The sequence below is a fragment of the Propioniciclava sp. genome (assembly GCF_036744435.1).
Taxonomy (GTDB): Bacteria; Actinomycetota; Actinomycetes; order Propionibacteriales; family Propionibacteriaceae; genus Propioniciclava.
The window spans coordinates 14,768-36,314 of record NZ_DAIOIA010000013.1 but is presented as its reverse complement, the minus strand read 5'-3'; the positions used below and the strand labels follow the sequence as shown (position 1 = coordinate 36,314).

Genomic DNA, 21,547 nt, shown 5'->3' with positions numbered 1-21,547 from the left:
CGGTGTGGTTCCAGGACGCGGGCCCGTACGACCCGGCGGTGTAGGTGTCCAGCGGGACCGTGCCGTTGGACCAGGCCTGCAGGACCGGTTCGAGGATGCGCCAGCTCTCCTCGGCCATGTCGCCGCGGACGCCCAGGAGCGTGTTGCCGGTCAGGATCTCGTCGAGGATCTCGCCGTAGGGGCGCACCGGGGACTCGCCGAGTTCGGCCGACAGCGTGGTGGGTTCCAGATCCCATCGGTTGCCCTCGGCGTTGGTGGTGATGCTCAGCGCCAGCGTCTCGGGGGTGAACCCGATGATCATCACGTTCGGCGTCGCGGCGTTGTGGAACCCCTCGGGCTGATGGGCCACCGGCCGGAACTGGACGACGATCCCGCGGAATCCGTCGCCGAGTGCCTTGCCGGAGCGCAGCCGGAACGGCACCCCCGCCCATCGGGCGTTGCGGATCTCCAGGGTCACCTGGGCCAGGGTCTCGGTGTTGCGGGCGGGGTCCACGCCCGGCTCCGCGGTGTAATCGCTCACCTGACGGCCGTCGATGACTCCCGCCGTGTACCGGGCGCGCCGCGAGGAGGGCTCCTCCGGGCTGTCCCACAGCGCGGTCGAACGCAGCGTGTGGACGATCAGGTCCCGCAACTCGATCGAGTCGATGCGAGCGGGCTGCTCCATCGCGAAGACCGCCATCACCAGCATGAGGTGGCTTTGGATCATGTCCTTCATGGCGCCGGCGCGGTCGTAGTACCCGGCCCGGCCCTCCAGGGCGAGCGTCTCGTCGGCGATGATCTCGACGCGCTCGATGTTGGCGGCATTCCACACCGGCTCGAACATCCGGTTCCCGAACCGCAGCCCGAGCAGGTTCAGCACGGTCGCCTTGCCGAGGTAGTGGTCGACGCGGAACACGCGCTCCTCGGGGATGAAGGACGCCAGCAGCGCGTTGAGCGCCTTCGCGGTGGCGAGGTTGGAGCCGAACGGCTTCTCCAGCGCCAGCCGGATGTCGTCCGGCAGCCGGAGCGTACTGAGCGCCTGCACCGACTTCTGCGTCACCGCCGGAGGGAGCGCGAAATACAACACGAGGGGGCGTCCGGGTTCGGTGAGACCGTCGATGAAGGACTGCAACTCGCCGGGGTCGGTGACGTCGAGGGGCACGAAGCGCGTGGCGGCGGCCATCGCGTCGGCGCGAGCGGGGCGGCAACCCCCTTCGGCGAGCGCGGTGCGGACGCGGTCGCGCCAGACCTCGTCGGTGAGATCGTCTGCGGAGGCGCCGATCAACCGGATGTCGTAGTCGGGCTTGGCCCGCAACAGCGTCCCGAGGCCGGGGAGGAGGAGTCGGTGGGTGAGGTCGCCCGAGGCGCCCAGGATGACGAGGGTGACGGACTCTCCAGGCATGCTGCTCCTTATCGCTGATCGGCTCCACCCTAGTGACCGGTCCGGGGTCAGACACGCGGGATGCCGTGGTTGCGCCGCGTCGGATGACGCGGGGTGCGGGGACGATTCTCGATAGTCTGCACGGGTGAGTGATTCCAGCGCCGCGACGCATCCCGACCAGCCCTCCGTCTCCGAGCAGATGCAGGTGCGCCGGGATAAGCGCAACCGGATCATCGCCGACGGCGGTCAGGCCTACCCGGTCTCGGTCCCGCGCACGCACTCCCTGGCTCAGATCCGGGAGCAGTGGGGACACCTGGTCGCGGGCGAGGAGACGGACGTCGTGGTCTCGGTGAGCGGCCGGATCATGTTCCTGCGCAACACCGGCAAGCTGTGCTTCGCGACGCTGGCCGACCAGTTCACGCCCGACGCCGACGGCGGTCGCCTGCAGGTGATGCTGAGCCTCGCCGAGGTGGGCCAAGAATCCCTGGACCGCTGGAAGGCCGATGTCGACCTGGGTGACTATGTGTCGGTCACCGGCCGGGTCATCGCGTCCAAGCGGGGCGAGTTGTCGATCATGGCGACCGGCTGGGCGTTGGCCTCGAAGTCGCTGCGCCCGCTGCCCACGCTCCACAAGGACCTGTCGGAGGAGGCTCGGGTCCGGCAGCGGTACGCCGACCTGGTCGTGCGCGACGAGGCTCGGGCGATGGTGCGCACGCGCGGCACGATCACCCGGTCGATCCGCGAGACGCTGCACCGGCTGGGGTTCCTGGAGGTCGAGACGCCGACGCTGCAGCTCATCCACGGCGGTGCGGCGGCGCGTCCCTTCGCCACCCACCTGAACGCGTTCGACATCGACATGACGCTGCGGATCGCGCTGGAGCTCTACCTCAAGCGGGCCATGGTCGGCGGCGTCGATCGGGTCTACGAGCTGGGACGCATCTTCCGCAACGAGGGCATCGACAGCTCGCACTCGGCCGAGTTCACGATGCTGGAGTCCTACCAGGCGTGGACCGACCAGTACGGCATCGCCGAGACGACCAAGCAGATCATCCTCGACATCGCCGACGCGTTGGGCTCGCGGCAGATCGAAACCGAGGCGGGCGTCATCGACCTGGACGCCGAGTGGCGCTGGCTGCCGCTCTACGACGGGCTCAGCGAGGCCGTGGGGGAGACCATCTCCCTGGACACCCCGGTGACGCGGCTCCAGGCCATCGCCACCGAGCGCGACATCGACTTCGATCCGGCCTGGGGTTCGGACAAGCTGGCGGTCGAACTGTTCGGCGAGATCGTGGAGCCGCACCTGCTACAGCCGACGTTCGTGTGCGACTACCCGGCGATCGCCCAGCCGCTGGCCCGTCCGCACCGCGACAAGCCCGGCCTGATCGAGGCGTGGGATCTGATCGTGGGCGGCATGGAGCGTGGCACCGGCTTCAGCGAGCTGATCGATCCGGTGATCCAGCGCGAACGCTTCACCGAGCAGTCCCTGCTGGCGGCCAAGGGGGACCCTGAGGCGATGCAGTTGGACGAGGACTTCCTCAATGCGCTCGAGTTCGGCGCCCCGCCGATGGGTGGCATGGGCATGGGGGTCGACCGGGTGGTCATGCTGTTCACCAACAAGGGGATCCGCGAGACCATCCTGTTCCCGCTGCTCAAGCCGCAGGGCTGAGGCAGGACGCAACCGTCCGGGCACCGTCCAGCGCGGTGGCCCGGGCGTCCCGCGTGCGGCCCGGCGCTACTTCCAGAGGGTCGCGACGCCGAACGAGGCGCCCATCAAGACCATGGCGATCAGCATGTTCCAGTTGCCGAGGCCGGTCATCACCGGCACCGTGATGCCCGTCGACGTGGTCAGGTACCAGACCACCAGCCAGGCGACGCCGAGCAGCAGGAGCGTCAGGAAGGTCGGGACGACCCACGCACGCCCGGTGGTGAGCTTGTTCTTCTTGGTGCCCTTGCCGGACTTCGCCTTGCTGGCCTTGGCGGCCCGCCCCTTGGCTGCGACGCTCGGGTTGCCAGACCTTGCGGCATCTTCCGGGCTCTTCTCCTCGGCCACCGAACCACTCCACTCGTCGAACAACACTCACAGAACGGGCCAAGCCTACCAACGCCGCCGGGCGGAGCCCCCACGCCCGTCGCCGTCCGGGGGGATGCGCGGAAGCGCGGCACCGACCTCGGACGCATAGGGTGGGTGCCATGAGCGCGCGCGAGGTCCTGGAACGGGCACGCGCCGCCGCGCGCGAGTCGGCATCGCCCAAGAGGATCGCCACTGCCGCCGTGTGCGTCCTCGCCGGGTTGATGATGGCGATCGGGGCGACCGCATCCCGCGGCAACGATCTGCGTCCCGCCCGCACCACCGAACTCATCGGGCTGGTCCGCGCCGAGACCGACCGCGCCGACGCGTTGCGCAAGCAGGCGGCCGCCCTCCGCGACGAGGTCGACAACCTCACCCAGGCGCGCACCGGGGCGGCTCAGGGGCCCAGCGTGACCGAACTCCAGGCGGCCGCCGAGATCGCGGCCGCCACCCCGGTGGCCGGGCCGTCGGTCACCGTCACCCTCACCGACGCGCCCGCGACCGTGCAGCCCGCGGGCGTCGACGAGGACCTCCTGGTCGTGCACCAGCAAGACATCCAGGCCGTCGTGAACGCGCTGTGGGCGTCCGGGGCTGAGGCGATGACGGTGCAGGGGCAGCGCGTCGGGTCGCGCACTGGCATCAAGTGCGTGGGCAACACGGTCGTCGTCCATGGGGTCCCCTACGCACCGCCCTACATCATCACGGCGATCGGCGATCACGCGCGCCTCGAACAGGGACTGCGCGACAGCGACTACCTGCGCGTGTACCGGCAGTACGTGGACGCCTACCGGCTCGGCTACGACGTGACCCGGCAGGCACGCACGGAGATGCCCGCCTACACCGGCCCGGCGACCTTCGTCAAAGCCGTCGCCCAGCGGTAACGGCGTCGGCCTCAGGCCTCCACGACCGCCATCAGCGGTGCCAGGTCGGCGGCGCGGGCGGGAGCCCCGGCGTCGCCGCACACGGCCAGCCAGTTCGCCAGCATCTGATAGCCGCCTTGGGTGAGTACCGACTCGGGATGGAACTGGACGCTCTCGACGGGCAGTTCACGGTGCCGGATCGCCATGATGATCCCGGACTGCGTCCAGGCAGACACCTCCAGCGCGTCGGGCACCGTATCGGGGTCCAGCGCGAGCGAGTGGTAGCGGGTCGCGGTGAAGGGGGAGGGCAGCCCGGTGAACACCCCGCGACCGTCGTGGAAGACCTGCGACGTCTTGCCATGCAGCAGTTCGGGGGCTCGCCCCACAACACCGCCGTAGGCTACGGCGATCGACTGCAGGCCCAAGCACACCCCGAAGATCGGGACCTCCCCGGCACGCCCCCGCACCAGGTCGATGCACACTCCGGCGGCTTCCGGGGTGCCGGGGCCGGGGGAGAGCAGGATCCCGTCGAACGGGTCGGCGAAGTCGGCCGCGTCGAAGCGAGGATCGTCGTTGCGCCAGACGTCCACCTCGGCGCCGATCTGTGCCAGGTAGCTCACGATGTTCCACACGAACGAGTCGTAGTTGTCGACGACCAGGATCCTTGCCATGCCCCCATTGTTCCCCAGGGCGCCAGCGGGCCCGAGGCGGCGTCCAGCACCGCCCCGGGGCACCCTCACGGGGTGCTGGTCGGGGAGGAGGAGGGGCTGGCGCTCGGCGAACTGGACGTGGGCGACGGCGAAGGCGACGGGGCGTCCTTGGCGACGATGATCGTCACGGTGGCCGTCTTGTCGACTCGGGTGTCGGCCGCCGGACGCGTCGTGATCACCTGGCCAGCGCTGAGGCTGGCGTCGGTCGAGACCTGATCCTCGCGGGTGAACTTGGTGAAGCCAGCCGTTCGCAACTCCGAGACGGCGCTGTCGTACGTCATGCCGCGCACATACGGCACCGTCGCCCGGCCGGTCGCCACCGACAAGGTGATGATGTCCGTGGCCGCCGCCTGGGTGCCCTCGGCGGGGCTGACCTTGACGACCGAGTCGGCCTTCGCGGTGCTGGGCTCGTCCTGGGCGTCCACCGGGGTGATGGAGGCCGCGTTGAAACCGGCATCCACCAGCCGCTGCTTGGCCTCCTCGAACGTCAACCCGGTCAGGCCCGTCGGGACCTGGATCATCTTCGGGCCCACGTTGACGCGTAGCGTGACCTTGCTGCCCTCATCCACCGTCGTGCCGGCCACCGGGTCGGTCTGCGTGACGCGGCCGACCGTGGTGTCGTTGGCGCCGTTGAACGTCTCCACGACGGGGGTCAGCCCCAGCGCCTGCAGGCTGGACTCGGCCTGTGCCTGAGTCTCGTTCGTCAGCGCGGGGACCTGGACCTGCTTGGGGCCGGTGTCGCGCTGCTGCATCAGGAAGACGGTCGCCACGATGCCCACGATCACGAGCGCGACGATCGCGATCGTCCACCACAGGCGGGCCCGGTTCTTCGGCTTCTCGGCGTCCTCGGCGTCGTCGTCCTCGGGTGGGAGTTCGTCGGCGACGGCGGGGGCGGCGATGGTGGCCATCACCTCGGTCGGCTGGTTGGCCGATGTGACCCCCGGGGCGGCCAGCGGCGGCCCGGCGAGCACGGGGCGGCCTTCCAGGATCCGGGTCACGTCATCGCGCATGGCCTTGGCGTCGGGGTAGCGGTCGTCGGGGTTCTTCGCCAGCGCCTTCAGCACGACGGCGTCCATCGCGGAGGTGACCTCCGGGTCGAGCTGGCTCGGGGGAACGGGACGCTCCCGCACATGCTGATAGGCCACCGAGACGGGCGAGTCGCCCTGGAACGGCGGACGCCCGACCAGCAGTTCGTACAGCAGGCAGCCCGTGGAGTAGAGGTCGGAGCGGGCATCGACGGACTCGCCGCGTGCCTGCTCGGGCGACAGGTACTGCGCTGTCCCGATGACGGCCGCGGTCTGCGTCATCGTCGAGGAGGTGTCGGAGACGGCGCGGGCGATGCCGAAGTCCATCACCTTGACGATGCCCGTCGTCGTCAGCATGACGTTCGCGGGCTTGATGTCGCGGTGGATGATGCCGGCCTTGTGGCTGTAGGCGAGGGCGTCCAGGACGCCTGCGGTGAACTCCAGTGCGCGCTGCGGCAGGATCGGACGACCCTCGCGGAGGATGTCTCGCAGGGTACGACCCTCCACGAGCTCCATCACGATGAAGGGCACATGGGTCTGGCTTTGCGGATCGAGTTCCTCGCCGGTGTCGTACACCGCCACGATGTTGGGATGATTCAGCCCGGCGGCGGATTGTGCCTCACGACGGAACCGCTCCTGGAAGGTCGGGTCGCCGGCGAGGTCGATCCTGAGTTCCTTGACGGCCACATCGCGGCCCAGACGCAGATCGCGGGCCTGGCTCACCAAAGCCATGCCGCCTCGGCCGATCACGCGGCCGATCCGATAGCGCCCGCCGAGGATTCTCGGCTGGTCGGTCATGCTGTCCTCCCTGGTGGCGTCCGGCTCCAACCTGGCCCGGCGCGGTACGTGCTGCTCACTCATCGCATCGACTCGATCACTGCTTGGGCGATCGGGGCAGCATAGCGACCCCCCGAGATCTCGCTTCCATCCACTCCGGCATCCTGCACGAAGGCTGCTACGGCGATGGCCGGGTCGTCGGCGAACGCCACGAACCAAGCGTAGGGGGCACGGTCACCGTCGGTGTTGGCTGTTCCGGTCTTGCCGCCGACGCGGACGCCGCTGATCTGCGCCCGGCGCCCGGTGCCGTTCTGCACCACGTTGACCATCATGTCCTGCAGAGCGCGCGCATTGCTGCTCGACATCGCCGTCGAGAGCTGCCGTGGACTGCGGGTGCTGATCACGTTGAGGTCGGCGCCGCGGACCCGGCTGACGAGATAGGGCTCCATGACCACTCCGTTGTTGGCGATCCCGGCGGCGACCATCGCCATCTGCAGCGGGCTGGCGGCCACGTCGTAGCCGCCGATCGAGCTGAGCTGGGTCTGTGCGGCGTCCGGGTTCGCGGGGAAGCGGCTGGCCACCCCGTCGAGTTCGGGCAGTTGCTTGGTGCCGAAGCCGAACTTCTGGGCCTGCTCGCGCAGCTTGTCGGCGCCCAGTTGACCGCCGACGCTCGCGAACGCTGTGTTGCAGGAGTTCTGCAGCGCCTGCCGCAAAGAGGTGGGGTCGGCCGAGCAGCCGGAGGAGTTCGACATCTGGTAGGTGGACCCGGTCAGGGTCAACTTGGCAGGTGAGGGCACCTCCGTGTCCGGGGTCATCCCGGACTCGAGGGCGGCCGCGCTGACGATCAGCTTGAACGTCGACCCGGGCGGGTAGATCTCCCGGGCGGCCCGGTTGGTGAGCGGCTTGCTGGAGTCGGAGTTGAGCGCCGTCCAGGCGGTCTGCGTGGCGGCCAGGTCGTGGCTGGCCAGCGTGTTGGGATCGAACGAGGGCGAGGAGACCAGCGCCTTCACGGCCCCGGTCGTGTAGTCGATCGCGACCACCGCTCCCGGGCGGTTCCCGAGCGCCTGGGCGGCCGCCTGCTGCGCGCGGGCATCCAGGGTGGTCTCCAGCGTGGCGCCCTTGGGCCGGCTGCCGGTGGCGGTGTTGACGAGGTTCTGCAGGAACTGCGAGTCCGAGGTTCCTGACAGTTGGGCGCTGTAGTACTTCTCCAGGCCGGAACCGCCGAACAGGAACGAGTAGTAGCCGGTGACCGGCGCGTACAGCGTCCCTTGGGTGTAGGAGCGCTGGAACTTGTACTGGTCGTCGACCGCGGTCGAGGTGACGATGGCGGTGTTGCCCACCATGATGTCGCCGCGGTCGGTGCCGAACTGGGAGTCCCGGACCCGCCGGTTCGCCGGGTCGGCGTTCAGCGAGTCGGTGCGGAACAGGTAGGAATAGGTCGAGTTGAGCATCAAGGCCAAGAACATGACCATGACGACGACGGAGACCTTGCGGATGGGGCCGTTCATGTGGGGTCTCCCTCCCTGGGGCGAGGTGCGGGTGGGGCGAGCGGGTGCGGCACCGTGGGATCATCCATGCCGACCGGCTCGGTGGCGCCGAAGTCGGCCGGGTCGGGCCGCGGGCTACCCAGCGGCGATTCCGGCGAGGTCGTGCGCACGGCCGGGATCGCCTGCGTGGCCTCGGCCGACAGGGACGCGAACTCGCCCTCGGGTGCCTGCGCGTGGGGCCGCCTGACCTGATTGGTGATGGTCAGCATGAGCGCCAGCAGGATGTAGTTCGAGATCAGCGAACTGCCTCCCTGGGAGACGAACGGCGTCGTCAGGCCGGTGAGGGGCAGCAGCCGGGTGATGCCGCCGGTGATGATGAACACTTGCAGGGCGAACGCGAACGCGAGGCCGGTGGCGAGCAACTTCCCGAAGGGCTCGTTCGAGCCGAGGGCGGCGCGCAGCACGCGGGCGACGATGACGCCGAACAGCATGATGACGGCGCACAGGCCGAACAGCCCGAGTTCCTCGCCGAGGGCAGCCCCGATGAAGTCGTTCTTCGACAGCGGCGTCAGGTAGGGCCTGCCCAGCCCCCAGCCGGTGCCGAACAGCCCGCCCCACGCGAACCCGAACTGTGCGCTGATGACCTGCAGGTTCTTGTCGTAGTCGGAGAACGGGTTGAGCCACGACGAGAACCGGGTTTGGACGTGATCGAACATGGAGTAGCCGACGACGCCCAGCGCTCCGACGAGCAGGACGCCGAGGATCGCCCAGCTTGGCCGCTCGGTCGCGACGTAGAGCATGGCGACGAACAACCCGAAGAACAGCAGCGTCGTGCCCAGATCCTTTTCGAACACCAAGATGATGAGGCTGAACACCCACACCACCCCGATGGGGCCAAGATCGCGGGCGCGCGGGAAGTCGATGCCGAGGAAGCGGCGGCCGGCCGTCGCGAGGACGTCCCGCTTCTCCACCAGATAGGAAGCGAACGCCACCGAGAGCACGATCTTGGCGATCTCGGCCGGCTGGAAGCTGAACCCGCCCACCTGGATCCAGATGCGGGCGCCGTGGTTCTCCTTGCCGAGGCCGGGGACGAGGGGGGCCAGCAGCAGCAGGAATCCGGCGACGAACCACAGGTAGGTGTAGCGCTGCAGGATCCGGTGGTCGCGCAGCAGCACCACGACGGCGCTGAACACGACCACGGACGCGCCCAGCCACATCATCTGCAGGTTGGCGCTGGCGAGCCTGTCGGCCTGGTCGAGACGGTAGATCATCGACAGGCCCAGCCCGTTGAGCAGGAACACCAGCGGCAGCAGCAGCGGGTCCGCGTAGGGGAGCCGCCAGCGGACGACGCCCCAGGCGACGCCGCCGAGCCCGATCCAGACGGCAAGCGCCGTCGTCCAGCCCTCGGGGAGGGCGCCGTTCTGATTGAGGCCCACCATCAGGTAGCCGCCGAAGCCCAGGCCGAGCGCGAAGAGCATCATCAGCGCGGACACCACCGTCCGCCGCCGGTACACCACCGTCTCGGCCATCAGCAGTCCTCGGGCGGGGTGATCGAGGTGACGCTCGGCGACGGGGTGGGGGTGACGCTCACCTCCGGCGTCGCGGGGGTCGACGCGGACGGGTCGGGTTGCGGCGCACCATCGGTGGGGACGGGGGTGGGGGTGGCCGTTGCCCTGGCCCGGGCCTCGCGCTGGGCGACGCAGCGGGCGGCCTTGTCGCGTAGTTCAGCCATCGTGGAGGAGGCGGCCGCCGAATCGGCGACCGAGATGGTGGCCTTGACGCGCTCGGCGTAGTAGGGGGGGAGGTCGGCGACGCGGGTCTCGGCGTCGCGCTGCAACAAGGTGGCGAGGTTCTGACCGAGGATCCGGTCCGGAACCCCCCGGTACAGGCCCACATACTCCTGGGCCGGGCCGATGAACAGTTGCGTCTGCGTGTACTGATACCAGGCCGTTCCGCCGCCCACCAACGCCAGAATGGGCACGAGGACTCCCAGCCCGATCTTCAGCCAGGCCGACGGTTTGCGCCGCCCGCTGAGCGCGTAGCGCTCCTCCTCGGTCATCGGGCGCTCGTGAACGCCCTCCGGGTCGGCGTCCGTCACCGCGAAGCTCAGGGTGTGCTCGACGTTGTCGGGGCCGCCGAGGTTGTCGGCGGCGCCGAACGCCTCCGGGGTCCCGATCGGGCCGTCGACCTCGACGTCGGCCAGCACGATGGTGATGTTGTCGTAGCCGCCAGCGGCGTGTGCCAGGTCGACCAGTGCGTCGATCGTGTGCGTGCGGGCGTTCCCGGCGGCGAGGACGGGCGCCATGGCTGCGTCGGTGACCAGGCCGCACAGCCCATCGGAGCAGATCATCAGCCGGTCCCCGGCCTGGATGTCGAGCCAGCCCAGATCGGGCTCATGCTGGGTGGAGCCGTTGAGGACCTTCAGCACCAGGTTCTTGTGGGGATGCTCCAGCGCCTCGTCTTCGGTGATCTTGCCCTCGTCGACCAGGGTCTGCACCCACGAGTGGTCGCGGGTGACTCGGTGCAGCCGCCCCTCCCGCACCAGGTAGGCCCGCGAGTCGCCGATGTTGACCACGGCCAGGCGGTGATCGGCGAGCACGAACCCGCAGACGGTGGTGCCCATGCCCGCCAGTGCCGGATCGTCCTCGACGCGCTCGATGAGCTGGTCGTTGGCCCGCGAGAGGGTTCCGGCGAGCACGGTGAGCACGTCCACCACGTCGCCCGGGTCGTCGTCGCCGACGAGGGAGGGCTCGTCGGAGGCCTCTCGCTCGGTGCGGGCCGCCGCGATCTTGGCGTCCAGGTCGGCGTCGGTCCGTTCGAGCTCCCAGGTCGCGATCGCGGACGCCAGATCGCCGGCTGCGGCGCCCCCCATGCCGTCGGCCACCATCAGCATGGTCGGCGACACGTACGCCGAATCCTGGTTGTTGGTGCGGACCAGCCCGATCTCGGAGTGGGCGTCGTAACTCAGCGTCAGCGCCATGAACTCAGGCCTCCACGGTGATCAGCGTCCGCCCGATCCGCAGCGTGTCGGCGGGCGTGAATCGGGTCGGCCCGCTCAGCCGCTCGTTGTTGAGGTAGGTGCCGTTGGTCGAACCCAGGTCGTCGACGATGTAGCCGGTGCCGCTGCGATAGATGCGGGCGTGCTGGGTCGAGACGTAGTCGTCGTCGAGGATGAGTTGGCAGTCGGCGCTGCGCCCGATCTTGAGCTGATCGCCCAGCGCCATCGTCAGACCGGCCTGCTTGCCGCGGGTGATGCGCAGCGTCGTCGGGATCGCGGCCGACGCCTCCCGCGCGCGGCGCCGGGTCCGCTCCGCGGCACGGGGTTTCGGCGGCGCCTCCGCTTTCGCGGCGGGCACCCGGCGTCCGAACAGGTCGGAACGGATCACGGCGCCCGTGAACAGGATGAAGACCCACAGCAGCGCGAGGAAGGCGAACTTGAGCGCGAAGACGAGCAGTTCAGACATCGCTCACCGGCGACCTCACCAGCATCCGGGTGCTGCCCAGTTCGATCCGTGAGCCCTCCCGAAGCGACGCCGACTGGACGCGTCGGCCGTCGACGACGATGCCGTTGGTGGATCCCATGTCTTCGATGGTCACCTGCGGGTCGCGAGCGCCGTGCACGCTGATCCGGGCGTGGAGCCGGGAGATGCCCGGATCGTTGATGCGTACGTCGGCGTCCGTGCCGCGTCCGAGCGTGAACCCCGGCTCAGCCAGCGGATGTCGGATGCCGTTGACCTCCAGCACGAGCGAGGCACGGCGGATCGACGTGGTGGTGGCCGGGGTCGCCGCGGCGGCGACCGCCTGGCTGAGGACGGTGAACCGGCCGAGTGGCAAGTCCGCGTCCTGCTCGTAGGCGATGGTGACGGGGCCGTTGAAGATGTAGCCCGCGTTCGCGGCGTACTCCCGCAGTTGGGGAATGATGTCTTGGTTCAGGGTGCGGCTGTAGGGGACGAGGCGGTCGTAGTCGTGGCTGGACAACCCGATCGTGAAGTCGTTGGGGACGAGTTTGCGATCCCGCGAGAGCATCCTCGCCTCGGCGTCCAACTCCTTCTGGAGGCGGGCCGTGATCTCGACGGGCTGGACATCCCCTTTGAACGCGCGGGCGAAAGCGCCGTTGACGACGCCCTCCAACTTGCGTTCCAGGTTGTCGAATACGCCCACGAGTCCCTCCTTCGCCCAGATGTTGTGCGCCCACAGCGGTTGCGGGCCCGTTCCAGCCTAGCTTGGTGCCGAAAAGTCCCGGCGCTTTTTGCACGTGATGGCGAGCGTGTGACGCCTGTCCAGGCTGACGACCTTACTCCAGGGTGACTGCCACGGCGGGACAGATCAATCGGATCGCCCCCGGTGCCTGCTCGACGGAGCCGAACGCGGCGACCAGGGACCCCGCCGCGGGCACGGTCGTGTCGGCATGTGCGGCGACCGTCACCCGCAGCGGCCCGTTGCGGAACGAGAACCACCCCGTGCCGTGCGCTGTCGAGAACTCCTGCCGTGCCTCGCCCAGGTGCTCCCGGCGTAGCCGCAGCAGGGTCCGGTACCAGCCCAGGAGGGGGGCGTGGGCGGGGCTGGTGGGCTCGTCCCAGTCCAGCCGGGAGGCCGCGAATGTGTCGAGGGCCTGCGGGTCGGGGATCGTGACGTCGGGCCCGTACAACTCGGCCCAGCCGTGGGTCGCGAACTCCGCGCGCCGACCCCGGGTCACGGCCGCGCCCAGTTCGGCGGAGTGGTCGGTGAAGAACAGGAAGGGCCGTTGCGTCCCCCACTCCTCGCCCTGGAACAGCAGCGGGGTGAACGGGGACAGCAGCAGCAGTGCCGCCCCGCCCGCCACCTGGGCGGGAGCCAACCTCGCGGAGGGGCGGTCACCCAACCCGCGGTTGCCAACCTGGTCGTGGTTCTGGTCGAAGACGACGAACCGCGTCCGTTCGACGTCGTCGGGAACGGGGGCGCCCCACGTCCGGTTCCGGAACGTCGAGAACGTGCCGTCGTGGACGAACACGTGCTCGAAGGCGTGCGCGAGCGTCTCCTCGCTGCCGAAGTCGACGTAGTAGCCGAACCGCTCCCCGGTCAGCCAGGCGTGCAGGGCGTGGTGGACGTCGTCGGCCCACTGGCCGTCCATGCCGCGTCCGCCGTCGGCGGTGGGGGTGATCGTCGTGACCTGGTTCTCGTCGGACTCGGCGATCAGCGTCGCGACCCGGCCGCTGGCTTGGGTGAACGCGGCGACGGCGTCGGACAGTTCGGCGAGGATGTGCCGGGGGGAGTCGTCGACCAGGGCGTGGACGGCGTCCAGCCGGAGCGCGTCGACGTGGAAGTCGCGCAGCCACCGCACCGCGTTGTCGACGATGAACGCGCGCACCCCGTCGGCGTGCTCGTCGTCGAGGTTGATCGCCGACCCCCACGGGGTGGAGTGCTTGTCGGTGAAGTAGGGGCCGAAGACGGGGGCGTAGTTCCCGTCGGGGCCGAAGTGGTTGTACACCACGTCCAGACAGACGGCGAGGCCGCGGGCGTGGGCGGCGTCCACGAACCGCTGCAGGGCGGCCGGGCCTCCGTAGGCCTCGTGGACGGCGTACAGGCTGACGCCGTCGTAGCCCCAGCCGCGATCGCCGGGGAACGGCACGATCGGCATCAGTTCGACGGTGTCGATGCCGAGGGTGGCGAGGTAGTCGAGGCGTCCGATGGCGGCGTCCAGGGTGCCCTCGGGGGTGAAGGTTCCCACGTGGATCTCGTACAGCACCCCGCCGAGCACGTCGCGGCCCCGCCAGCCGGCGTCGGTCCAGGCGAAGGCGCCAGCGTCGAAGGTGCGGCTGGGGCCGTGGATCCCGTGGGGCTGGCGGGGGCTGCGCGGGTCGGGCCGCGGCGCCTGATCGTCGACGGCGAACAGATAGTCGGTGTCGGCGGGAAGTTCGCCGTGCCAGACCCCGGCGTCGTCGCGGGTGAGTGACACCCAGGCGTCGGGGCCGTCATCCTTGCCTGCGGGCAGGACTGCGCGCAGGGTCGTCGCGGTCGGCGCCCACACGGCGAGCGGCAGCGTTCGAGATGCCGGGGACTCAGCCATGGGTTTGCCCGTCGTCGTGCTTGTCGAAGAACCGCTTGGTCAGCCAGCCCAGCAGGCCGGTGACCTCGGCGTCCTCACCGCGGTGTTCGGTCGGGGTGGGCTGGTGACGAACGCCGGGGCGGAACAGCGGAATCTGAATCTCTGGGCCCTGGGGGCTGGCGACCTTCTCCAGGACGGCCGCCGGATAGTGCTCCAGCAGGTCGGCGATCAGCGCGGAGCCGCCGTCGAACTCCGACCCGCTCAGCACGTCGCGCCAGCGTCCGCCCGGCAGGACGACGCTGTGCTCGGTGAACCCGTGCTGGTTCTCGATGACGCGGTGGAGGCGGGCGGCGACCGTCACGACCTGAGGGTCCTCGCCGCGGGCGAAGCAGACGGCGTGGCCGGTGCTGCTCGGCAGCGGCCGGTAGGTGGCCTGCGCCCCGACGAAGGCGTCCGGGCGGCGGCGCCGCAGCCGCAGGATCGCGCGGGTGAGGTGGAGCTTCTCCTCGGCCAGGGTCCGCGGGTTGCGGGTGTCCAGGGCGGACGCCGTCACCGCCAGGTGGGTGAAGTCGACGGCGGAGCGGTTGTCGGGGTCGACCAGGTAGTTCTGCAGCGTCTCGCAACTCTGATAGGTGTCCGCGACGCCCAGGCAGGTCAACTGGATGGCCTTGCGGGACAGCACGGAGGTGCGCACCGAGTCGGCGGTGAACTCGTACCAGTCGGCGAAGGCGCCCATGATGTCGGCGTCGGCGTAGAGCCGCTCCACGAACGCGGACAGCGCCGCCTCGCCCTCGGTGTCGTTGTGCGTCCAGGAGGTCCACAGCTTCTGTTCCCGGGACGCCTTGAGCAGGTAGCGCTCCAGGCGGCTGCGTTCGATGGGCCCGGCCTCGGTCCACGTCCCGGCCAGCGTCTGCCACAGCAGGTTCTCGGTGTGCCCTTCCAGACCCGACGCGTAGGGGTGGAGCTTCGTCAGCAGGGCCCGCCACTCGGAGGAGTACTGCGAGAGCACGCCGATCCGGGAGCGGACGTCTTCGGAGCGTTTGGTGTCGTGGGTGGTGCCGCACGTCATGGTGGCGGGCCATGCGGTGGCCATCGCCGAGACCCACTGGTGGAACTCGTCGGAGTTGATGCTCCAGGCGCCCGGGTCGCCACCGACCTCGTTGAGGGACACCAGTTGCGTCCAGCGATAGAAGGCGGTGTCCTCCACACCCTTGGCCATCACGGCGCCGCACACCTGCTGGAACCGGATGATCAGTTCGTCGCGCTGGGCACGCTGGGTGTGACCCTCGACGCCGACCTCGCGTCCGAGCAGCAGGTCGACCACGACCTCGAGGGTTTCGTGGAGTTCGGGGTCCAGGGCAGCGCGTGCCTTGAGGGCGGCGTGTTCGATGATGTCGATTTCGTCGACGGGGGCGGGTTCACCGGGGACGATGTAGGCCCGGTAGCGGTCGAGGGCGACGATCATCTCGGTGAGGCAGGAGCGGATCCAGGAGAACGTGTGGTCGCGCAGCATGATGTCGTCGCGGCAGATGGCGTCGGCGAGCGTCGCCAGCCGGTGCACCTCGGCGAACAACGAGGTGGTCGCGATCTCGCGTTTGGCTGTGGTGATGGCCTCGGGCAGGGAGCCGGGGATGTCGCCGGTGATGGCGTGGGCGATGTTGCCCAGGTCGGGGGCGCCGTTGGGGTCGCAGTGCAGCGCGGAGATCCGCCAGGCGGCGTCGTACCCGGTGGTGCCGGCGACGGGCCAGTCGTCGGGCAGGTCCTCGGAACCCTCGAGGATCTTCTCGGCGGCGATCCATGCGCCGCCGGTCGCCATGGAGAGGCGGCGCAGATAGCCGCGTGGGTCGGCCAGCCCGTCGGGGTGGTCGATGCGGAAGGCGTCGATGTGGCCGGCGTGGAACAGTTCCAGCAGCAGCGCGTGGGTGGCGTCGAACACGTCGGGGTCCTCGACGCGGACCGCAGCCAGGGTGTCGACGTCGAAGAAGCGGCGGAAGTTCAGTTCCTCGTCGGCCACCTTCCAGTAGGCCAGCCGGTAATGCTGCTCCTGCACGCACAGCGGCAGCGGCAGGTTCTCGGTGCCCGCCCGGACGGGGAACACGTGGTCGTAATAGACCAGCACGGGCTGCTCGCCCTCGTCTTCCAGGCCGGGGATGACGCGGCGCTGCAGCGTGATCTCGCCGTTGGCCAGCACGGTTCCGATCCGGGCCCCGAGCACCGGCATCAGGATGCCGCCCGCGGCGCCGTCGTCGGTGCCGTCGAACCAGGCCGCGTACGGGGAAGCGGGCCCGTCCTTGAGCACGGACCACAGGGCACGGTTGTGGTAGATCGGCGTCGGGACGCCCATGTGGTTGGGGACCACGTCGACGATGACGCCCATGTCGCGGGCATGCGCCGCGGCGGCGAGCCGCTCGAACCCGTCGCGCCCGCCCATCGGCACCGAGATCGCGGCATGGTCGACGACGTCGTAGCCGTGCGTGCTGCCGGGGGCGGCCTGCAGGATCGGGCTCAGGTACAGGTCGGTGACGCCCAGGTCGTCGAGGTAGCCCAGGTGCTCGATGGCCTGGTCGAACGTGAGGTCGGGACCCAGTTGGAGCCGGTAGGTCGACACCGGGGTGCGGCGTCCGGCTGAGGGCAGGTGCTGGTGCTGGTGCGCCGGGATGTCCGACGCTGCCGATGGTCCGTCCGCGTCGGTGTCGGTGGGGTGTACCGCAGTGTTCTGGGTCACGCGTTCCTCCCGGTTCGGGGCCGTGGGTTCCCCAATCTATCGCCCGGCCCTGACGCCGCGTCCGAGTGGCCGTCGCGCAGTGGCCTCCGACAAGCCCAGACGCCGCCACAGCAGCCCGAATAGGCGCAACCGCTTCTGCGTGCTAGTCTGGTTGGGCTGTTCCCGCAAGGGGACTAAGCGCGAGTGGCGGAATGGCAGACGCGCACGGTTCAGGTCCGTGTGTCCGAAAGGACGTGGAGGTTCAACTCCTCTCTCGCGCACGGTATTGAGAGGCCCCGTGACTAGGCAAAACACCTAGTCACGGGGCCTTTTGTCATGTTCGGGGGTTTCGCCAAATGGACCCAGATCGGGCCATTTCGTGCCAGACATCTGGCACGCAGCTGGCATGTCGTGCCGGAAGGGAGCAGGGGATGAGCAGGCGGGCGTTCGGCAGTCTGAGGAAGCTGCCGGCGAGGTTCCTTCAGACCGGAACATGCTGCGCGCGATGGCCGACGTCACCGTTCGGTTCCTTCGCAGAAAGGGATTGGAGGCCGAGGCCTTGGCGTTCGCGGAGGCCCAGTTCAGGACCGGCGACCAGACGATCCTCCAGGGGTCGCGGTTCGAGAAGTGGGCGGCCGTTACGCACGGCGCCGTGCAGGACTTCAGGCGCAAGCGCCTCCTCTATGAGCTGGCCGAGCACGAGCGCCAGGGGATGCCCGGACGCGATCTGGAGCACTGACCGCGTGGCGGGCGCTGCGACCGGTGTTGGAGGACGGCTGGGTCGTTTCGCCGTGATGAGCGCGCTCTCGCGTACCCTGCACACGCTCCTTACTAACGACTACAATCGAGGTGTTAGTAAGGAGGGTGTGTTGCTTCCGTTCGTTGCATTCCCCGAGCTCGGCCACGCCGAGCATTTCTGGCACGCTGATGAGGCCTACGCCTCTCGAGCAGCGATCGCCGCGGCAAACGGTCCATATCGATCGACCATCACTCCACCCATCGTCGACTACATCCCACAGCATCCCTCCGGTCTGGCTGCGGAGGTCGCCGAGGCCGAGGCTGCGCTGGTGCAGTTCGACCAGCATGCGCGTCTGGTCCTGGGTGCGGGCAATCCTGGTCTCGGGCCGATGAGCAGCATCCTGCTTCGAACCGAGTCTGCCTCCAGCTCGCAGATCGAGAACCTTACGGTCGGCGCCAGGCAGCTTGCTCTGGCCGAGCTCGGCCAAGCCAAGTCCGACAACGCCCGCCTGGTCACCGCCAACGTGCGGACGATGGAAGCGGCGCTGGCGCTGTCCGGTCGGCTTGACGAGGACTCGATCCTGGCGATGCACCGGGAGTTGCTATCCGGCCAGCAGGGGTGGGAGGAGCACGCTGGGAAGTACCGCGACCGGCTCGTCTGGGTGGGTTCGTCGGCGATCACACCGCGCGGTGCCGCTCACGTTGCTCCGCAGCCAGAGCTGGTGCCGGCAGCAATGGCAGATCTGGTCAGCTTCCTGCGACGCCGGGACATCCCCGTCGTCGCCCACGTGGCGATTGCTCATGCGCAGTTCGAAACAGTCCACCCCTTCGTGGATGGCAACGGCAGGACGGGGCGAGCTCTCGTCCATGCCATGCTCGCCGCGGCTGGGGTACTCAGGTCCACGACTGCACCGATCTCGGCCGGTCTGCTGCGCGACGTTGAGCCCTACTTCGCTGCTCTGGGTGACTTCCGGTCGGGCGATGCGGGGCCGATCATTGCGGCGTTCGCTGACGCGTCGCTATTCGCAGCCAGGTCAGGTGCGCAGCTGGTCGACGATCTGGCCGCTCAGGTTGATCAAGCGCGACAGCAGCTTGCCGGGCTCCGGAAAGACGCCGCCGGCTGGACCGTGCTTCCTCACCTCGTCGCCCATCCGGTGATCAACGCACGGTTCTTGACGAGCCAGTTGGGAATGAGTGACGTGACCGCACAGCGCGCACTCGACCAGCTCACCCGAGCGGGTGTACTCGTCGAGCGAACCGGCCTGAAGCGAAACCGGGTCTACCAGCACGACGGGACCCTCGAGATCCTCGACGCCTACGCCCAACAACTCCGCCGCTAGTGGGGGCCGTTTGCGGAAGTGCCTGATTGCGCCCGTTGCGGACTGACCTCACAGTGTCCTGTGGCCCTGTCGGGATTTCCCACCGTCGGTATCTCCGCAGGTCCGTCGTGGCGGCCCAGTAGTGCCTGGGTTTGTCCGAGGTGACCGATAGCGTGAAGTCCGTAAACAAGTTGGAGCGCAACGAGTTGCTGTCTTTCTGGATCAAGCCGTCGAGTGACACCGAGAAGCTGCAGCAGGAGCGGGCGGAGCGCATGGTTCGGGCCGCGATCGAAGCGTCGGACATCCCCGGGTCGGCCGAGTACACCGTCTACACCAAGGGCAGCTACCGGAACTCGACGAACGTCAGGAGCGACAGCGACGTCGACGTCGTCGTCGAACTCACGGAGTGCTTCTACTTCGACTTCTTCAACTGCCAGGCTCCGTTCAAGGATGGCACGCCCCATTCCGGCGGGTGGCGGCCCGCGACCTGGAGGAGCGCCGTGGAAAAGGCAATGGTCGACCACCACGGCGCGGCTGCAGTGGATCTCTCCGGCAACATCGCGATCAACCTTCCGGGAGGTGAAGGGCAGCCGGCCGAGCGCCGATGTCGTGCCCTGTTTCGACTATCGGCGCTTCGACGCATCAGATCGGAGCGTCGCCCACGTCGGTTCGTGTGTGTTCCCGAAGGACGGCAGCGACAAGGTCGTCAACTGGCCCCAGCAGCAGTACACGAACGGTGTGACCAAGAACGAAGCGACCGGGCACCGCTACAAGCGGTTCGTCCGAGCGCTGAAGCGTTCCGAGAACTGGCTCGTCTCGGAGCAGAGAATGGCCCCGCTGGCCTCCTACCTGATGGAATGCCTGGTCTACAACGTGCCCGACCACATCCTCGCCTACGGCGACCTGGACAAGGGTTCGACGCCACCCTCGACTACCTCGCGCATCGGCTCCGGAACGACCACGACACGATGGAGGAACCCAACCGACTCACGTGGCTCTTTCGCGGACACAAGAACTGGACGGCAGCCGAGTGCGGCCAACTGGTCCTCGCCACACAGAGCATGTTCGGGTTCGGAGCCAGCTGATGGCTGCCCGACCGGACACCCTGGTCCGTAGGGCTGTGGCGATTGTCGGGGTCGCGTTCTCGGTGATCCTGTGGCTCTCAGGGGTGCTGACCCCCGGCTGGTTCTCGACGGTCATCACCTGGACGCCCGCTGTCGCCGCATTCGCCGTTGTGGCGTGGGGCAAGTGGGTCTGGAAGTGGGGAGTGTTCCTGCGAACACACAACCGGCCGAGAATCGAGGGGCTGTGGGAAGGGGCCATCACCCCGGTCCCCGACTCCAGACGCAGCGATACCGGTCCAGTACGGTGCTTCGTCGTCATCCGCCAGTCGTTCTGGTCGCTACACGTATACCTGTGCACCGCGGAGAGCAGCAGCACGAGCAGATCGGCGACCCTCTGTCCTAACGATGCTGCCGGTGCCTCCGAGCTGATGTACGTGTACGACAACGAACCGCAGGCCGGCCTTCTCGACCGCAGCCCACGGCATCTCGGGGCCGCCCGTCTCCACTGTCCTGGCCGCGTGCCGGACCACCTTGAGGGCGCCTACTTCACCCAGCGGTTGACCCGGGGCGATCTCTCCTACGTCTCGTCGACCGATCGTCCAACCCGCTGACGTTCACCGAGTGCGTGCAGAAAGTCGACTCGGCAGCGTAGGTAGACCGGTCCGCGCGTTTACGCCCAAGCCATGAGCGCCCGCGGCGTGTTCCAATACCGCGACGCCAAGGCCCGCGACGAGATCGACGCAGTGGGCGAGGCGTCCGACGGCCGCTGGGTCGTCGTCGAGGTCAAGCTGGGGCTGAGCCAGGTGGACGCCGCCGCTGCGACCTTGGTTCGCGTCGTGGCCAAGGTCTGCGGATCTTCAACTCGCTATGCTCCGGGTACGGCTAAGTGGGTCGGCGCTATCGTTTCGATGTTGTTCGTACTCTGGCTGCTTGGTGGCGGCGCAAAGAGCATCTCGTCCGATCCGTGCGTTGAGGCGCAGACCGCGCGGGATATCGCTGCTCGGTCAACGGGAGACAAACGCACAACCGCGCTCCTGGAGGCGTTTGACCAACAGGCCAAGTGCGACGCTCAGCGGTGAAAAGCGAGGTGTGCCGTTCGCCCATCAACCCAGCCGCTCGGGCTCTAGTGGGTGGTGGTGCGGGCCACACCGTGAAGGGCTTCGCTGAGCAGTTCTCCGGGCCAGCTGAGCCCACGAGTCTGAGGCGCAGAGGCCGCATCGGCCACGCCGCTCAGGACAACCGCTGGGTCAGGGAGGTGCTCGCCTCCTGCGCGACGGTCTCGGCCGTCTCCAGTCGAGGCTGCAGCAGCGTGGCCCAGAGACGGTCGGGATGCATCACGTCCCAGCGGGGACGAAGTCCCTGACGCCTCCCGGCGCCGGGATCTGGTTGCCGAGGCCGTCGATAGGCGCG

General features: G+C 68.8%; 19 protein-coding genes and 1 tRNA gene. 8 read left to right on the top strand and 12 right to left on the bottom strand.

Annotation, left to right across the window (positions count from 1 at the left end):
- Window positions 1–1,381 (bottom strand): glucose-6-phosphate dehydrogenase (locus V7E09_RS03205; RefSeq protein WP_324523010.1); only part of this gene is annotated, 1,381 nt, incomplete at its 3' end.
- A 178-nt stretch (window positions 1,382–1,559) separates the two neighbouring features.
- Between V7E09_RS03205 and lysS the strand changes: the two genes are divergently transcribed.
- On the top strand, window positions 1,560–3,026 hold the full coding sequence (lysS, locus tag V7E09_RS03200) for a lysine--tRNA ligase (RefSeq protein WP_324510763.1): 1,467 nt from the start codon (window positions 1,560–1,562) through the stop codon (window positions 3,024–3,026).
- A 66-nt stretch (window positions 3,027–3,092) separates the two neighbouring features.
- Here lysS and V7E09_RS03195 read toward each other — a convergent pair whose 3' ends face one another.
- Entirely contained in the window at window positions 3,093–3,410 is a 318-nt protein-coding gene (locus tag V7E09_RS03195; RefSeq protein ID WP_324523009.1) for a cell division protein CrgA, read from the bottom strand.
- A gap of 140 nt (window positions 3,411–3,550) precedes the next feature.
- Between V7E09_RS03195 and V7E09_RS03190 the strand changes: the two genes are divergently transcribed.
- Window positions 3,551–4,309 (top strand): DUF881 domain-containing protein, encoded by a 759-nt coding sequence (locus V7E09_RS03190; protein WP_324510747.1) that lies wholly within the window; start codon window positions 3,551–3,553, stop codon window positions 4,307–4,309.
- Between the two features lie 11 nt (window positions 4,310–4,320).
- Here V7E09_RS03190 and V7E09_RS03185 read toward each other — a convergent pair whose 3' ends face one another.
- The 9 genes from V7E09_RS03185 to treY all read right to left on the bottom strand — a co-directional run bounded on the left by V7E09_RS03185 (window position 4,321) and on the right by treY (window position 17,037).
- Complete coding sequence (locus V7E09_RS03185; RefSeq protein WP_324523008.1) at window positions 4,321–4,959, bottom strand: aminodeoxychorismate/anthranilate synthase component II; 639 nt, start codon at window positions 4,957–4,959, stop codon at window positions 4,321–4,323.
- A 65-nt stretch (window positions 4,960–5,024) separates the two neighbouring features.
- Window positions 5,025–6,821: a Stk1 family PASTA domain-containing Ser/Thr kinase gene (pknB, locus tag V7E09_RS03180; RefSeq protein WP_324510745.1), complete on the bottom strand. Its 1,797-nt coding sequence runs from the start codon at window positions 6,819–6,821 to the stop codon at window positions 5,025–5,027.
- 59 nt (window positions 6,822–6,880) lie between these two features.
- Complete coding sequence (locus tag V7E09_RS03175) at window positions 6,881–8,308, bottom strand: peptidoglycan D,D-transpeptidase FtsI family protein (RefSeq protein ID WP_324510744.1); 1,428 nt, start codon at window positions 8,306–8,308, stop codon at window positions 6,881–6,883.
- A complete protein-coding gene (locus tag V7E09_RS03170; protein WP_324510743.1) occupies window positions 8,305–9,816 on the bottom strand; it encodes an FtsW/RodA/SpoVE family cell cycle protein in 1,512 nt (503 codons plus the stop codon). The genes V7E09_RS03175 and V7E09_RS03170 overlap by 4 nt, the downstream gene beginning before the upstream one ends.
- Window positions 9,816–11,267, bottom strand: coding sequence for a PP2C family protein-serine/threonine phosphatase (locus V7E09_RS03165; RefSeq protein ID WP_324510742.1), 1,452 nt, complete (start codon window positions 11,265–11,267; stop codon window positions 9,816–9,818). Before V7E09_RS03165 ends, V7E09_RS03170 begins: the two co-directional genes overlap by 1 nt.
- A gap of 4 nt (window positions 11,268–11,271) precedes the next feature.
- On the bottom strand, window positions 11,272–11,751 hold the full coding sequence (locus V7E09_RS03160; RefSeq protein WP_324510741.1) for an FHA domain-containing protein FhaB/FipA: 480 nt from the start codon (window positions 11,749–11,751) through the stop codon (window positions 11,272–11,274).
- On the bottom strand, window positions 11,744–12,448 hold the full coding sequence (locus tag V7E09_RS03155) for a DUF3662 and FHA domain-containing protein (RefSeq protein WP_324510740.1): 705 nt from the start codon (window positions 12,446–12,448) through the stop codon (window positions 11,744–11,746). Before V7E09_RS03155 ends, V7E09_RS03160 begins: the two co-directional genes overlap by 8 nt.
- A 133-nt stretch (window positions 12,449–12,581) precedes the next feature.
- Window positions 12,582–14,333, bottom strand: coding sequence for a malto-oligosyltrehalose trehalohydrolase (treZ, locus tag V7E09_RS03150; RefSeq protein WP_324510739.1), 1,752 nt, complete (start codon window positions 14,331–14,333; stop codon window positions 12,582–12,584).
- Entirely contained in the window at window positions 14,326–17,037 is a 2,712-nt protein-coding gene (gene treY, locus V7E09_RS03145) for a malto-oligosyltrehalose synthase (RefSeq protein ID WP_324510738.1), read from the bottom strand. Before treY ends, treZ begins: the two co-directional genes overlap by 8 nt.
- Window positions 17,038–17,214: 177 nt before the next feature.
- On the opposite strand from treY, the gene V7E09_RS03140 reads away from it, so the two are divergent.
- From V7E09_RS03140 to V7E09_RS03115, 6 genes are all read left to right on the top strand, one after another.
- Window positions 17,215–17,297: transfer RNA gene (locus tag V7E09_RS03140), tRNA-Leu, on the top strand.
- Between the two features lie 224 nt (window positions 17,298–17,521).
- Window positions 17,522–17,755, top strand: coding sequence for a hypothetical protein (locus V7E09_RS03135; RefSeq protein ID WP_324510737.1), 234 nt, complete (start codon window positions 17,522–17,524; stop codon window positions 17,753–17,755).
- 127 nt (window positions 17,756–17,882) lie between these two features.
- Entirely contained in the window at window positions 17,883–19,094 is a 1,212-nt protein-coding gene (locus V7E09_RS03130; protein WP_324523007.1) for a Fic family protein, read from the top strand.
- A gap of 140 nt (window positions 19,095–19,234) precedes the next feature.
- Window positions 19,235–20,158, top strand: coding sequence for a hypothetical protein (locus tag V7E09_RS03125; RefSeq protein ID WP_324510735.1), 924 nt, complete (start codon window positions 19,235–19,237; stop codon window positions 20,156–20,158).
- Window positions 20,158–20,748, top strand: a complete 591-nt coding sequence (locus tag V7E09_RS03120) for a hypothetical protein (protein WP_324523006.1) — start codon at window positions 20,158–20,160, stop codon at window positions 20,746–20,748. Before V7E09_RS03125 ends, V7E09_RS03120 begins: the two co-directional genes overlap by 1 nt.
- Before the next feature lie 72 nt (window positions 20,749–20,820).
- Window positions 20,821–21,216 (top strand): hypothetical protein, encoded by a 396-nt coding sequence (locus V7E09_RS03115; RefSeq protein ID WP_324510733.1) that lies wholly within the window; start codon window positions 20,821–20,823, stop codon window positions 21,214–21,216.
- A 151-nt stretch (window positions 21,217–21,367) separates the two neighbouring features.
- Here the strand turns inward: V7E09_RS03115 and V7E09_RS03110 are convergent.
- Window positions 21,368–21,547, bottom strand: a 180-nt coding sequence (locus V7E09_RS03110) for an Eco29kI family restriction endonuclease (RefSeq protein ID WP_324510732.1), incomplete at its 5' end; no start/stop codon positions are given.

What these genes read in the sequence shown, in the direction of transcription:
- V7E09_RS03160 (WP_324510741.1), bottom strand. Translation starts at nt 11,751, where the DNA reads ATGTCTGAACTGCTCGTCTTCGCGCTCAAGTTCGCCTTCCTCGCGCTG.
- V7E09_RS03175 (WP_324510744.1), bottom strand. Translation starts at nt 8,308, where the DNA reads ATGAACGGCCCCATCCGCAAGGTCTCCGTCGTCGTCATGGTCATGTTC.
- V7E09_RS03135 (WP_324510737.1), top strand. Translation starts at nt 17,522, where the DNA reads ATGGCCGACGTCACCGTTCGGTTCCTTCGCAGAAAGGGATTGGAGGCC.
- V7E09_RS03165 (WP_324510742.1), bottom strand. Translation starts at nt 11,267, where the DNA reads ATGGCGCTGACGCTGAGTTACGACGCCCACTCCGAGATCGGGCTGGTC.
- V7E09_RS03120 (WP_324523006.1), top strand. Translation starts at nt 20,158, where the DNA reads ATGGCTGCCCGACCGGACACCCTGGTCCGTAGGGCTGTGGCGATTGTC.
- V7E09_RS03170 (WP_324510743.1), bottom strand. Translation starts at nt 9,816, where the DNA reads ATGGCCGAGACGGTGGTGTACCGGCGGCGGACGGTGGTGTCCGCGCTG.
- lysS (WP_324510763.1), top strand. Translation starts at nt 1,560, where the DNA reads ATGCAGGTGCGCCGGGATAAGCGCAACCGGATCATCGCCGACGGCGGT.
- V7E09_RS03115 (WP_324510733.1), top strand. Translation starts at nt 20,821, where the DNA reads ATGAGCGCCCGCGGCGTGTTCCAATACCGCGACGCCAAGGCCCGCGAC.
- V7E09_RS03190 (WP_324510747.1), top strand. Translation starts at nt 3,551, where the DNA reads ATGAGCGCGCGCGAGGTCCTGGAACGGGCACGCGCCGCCGCGCGCGAG.
- pknB (WP_324510745.1), bottom strand. Translation starts at nt 6,821, where the DNA reads ATGACCGACCAGCCGAGAATCCTCGGCGGGCGCTATCGGATCGGCCGC.
- V7E09_RS03185 (WP_324523008.1), bottom strand. Translation starts at nt 4,959, where the DNA reads ATGGCAAGGATCCTGGTCGTCGACAACTACGACTCGTTCGTGTGGAAC.
- treZ (WP_324510739.1), bottom strand. Translation starts at nt 14,333, where the DNA reads ATGGCTGAGTCCCCGGCATCTCGAACGCTGCCGCTCGCCGTGTGGGCG.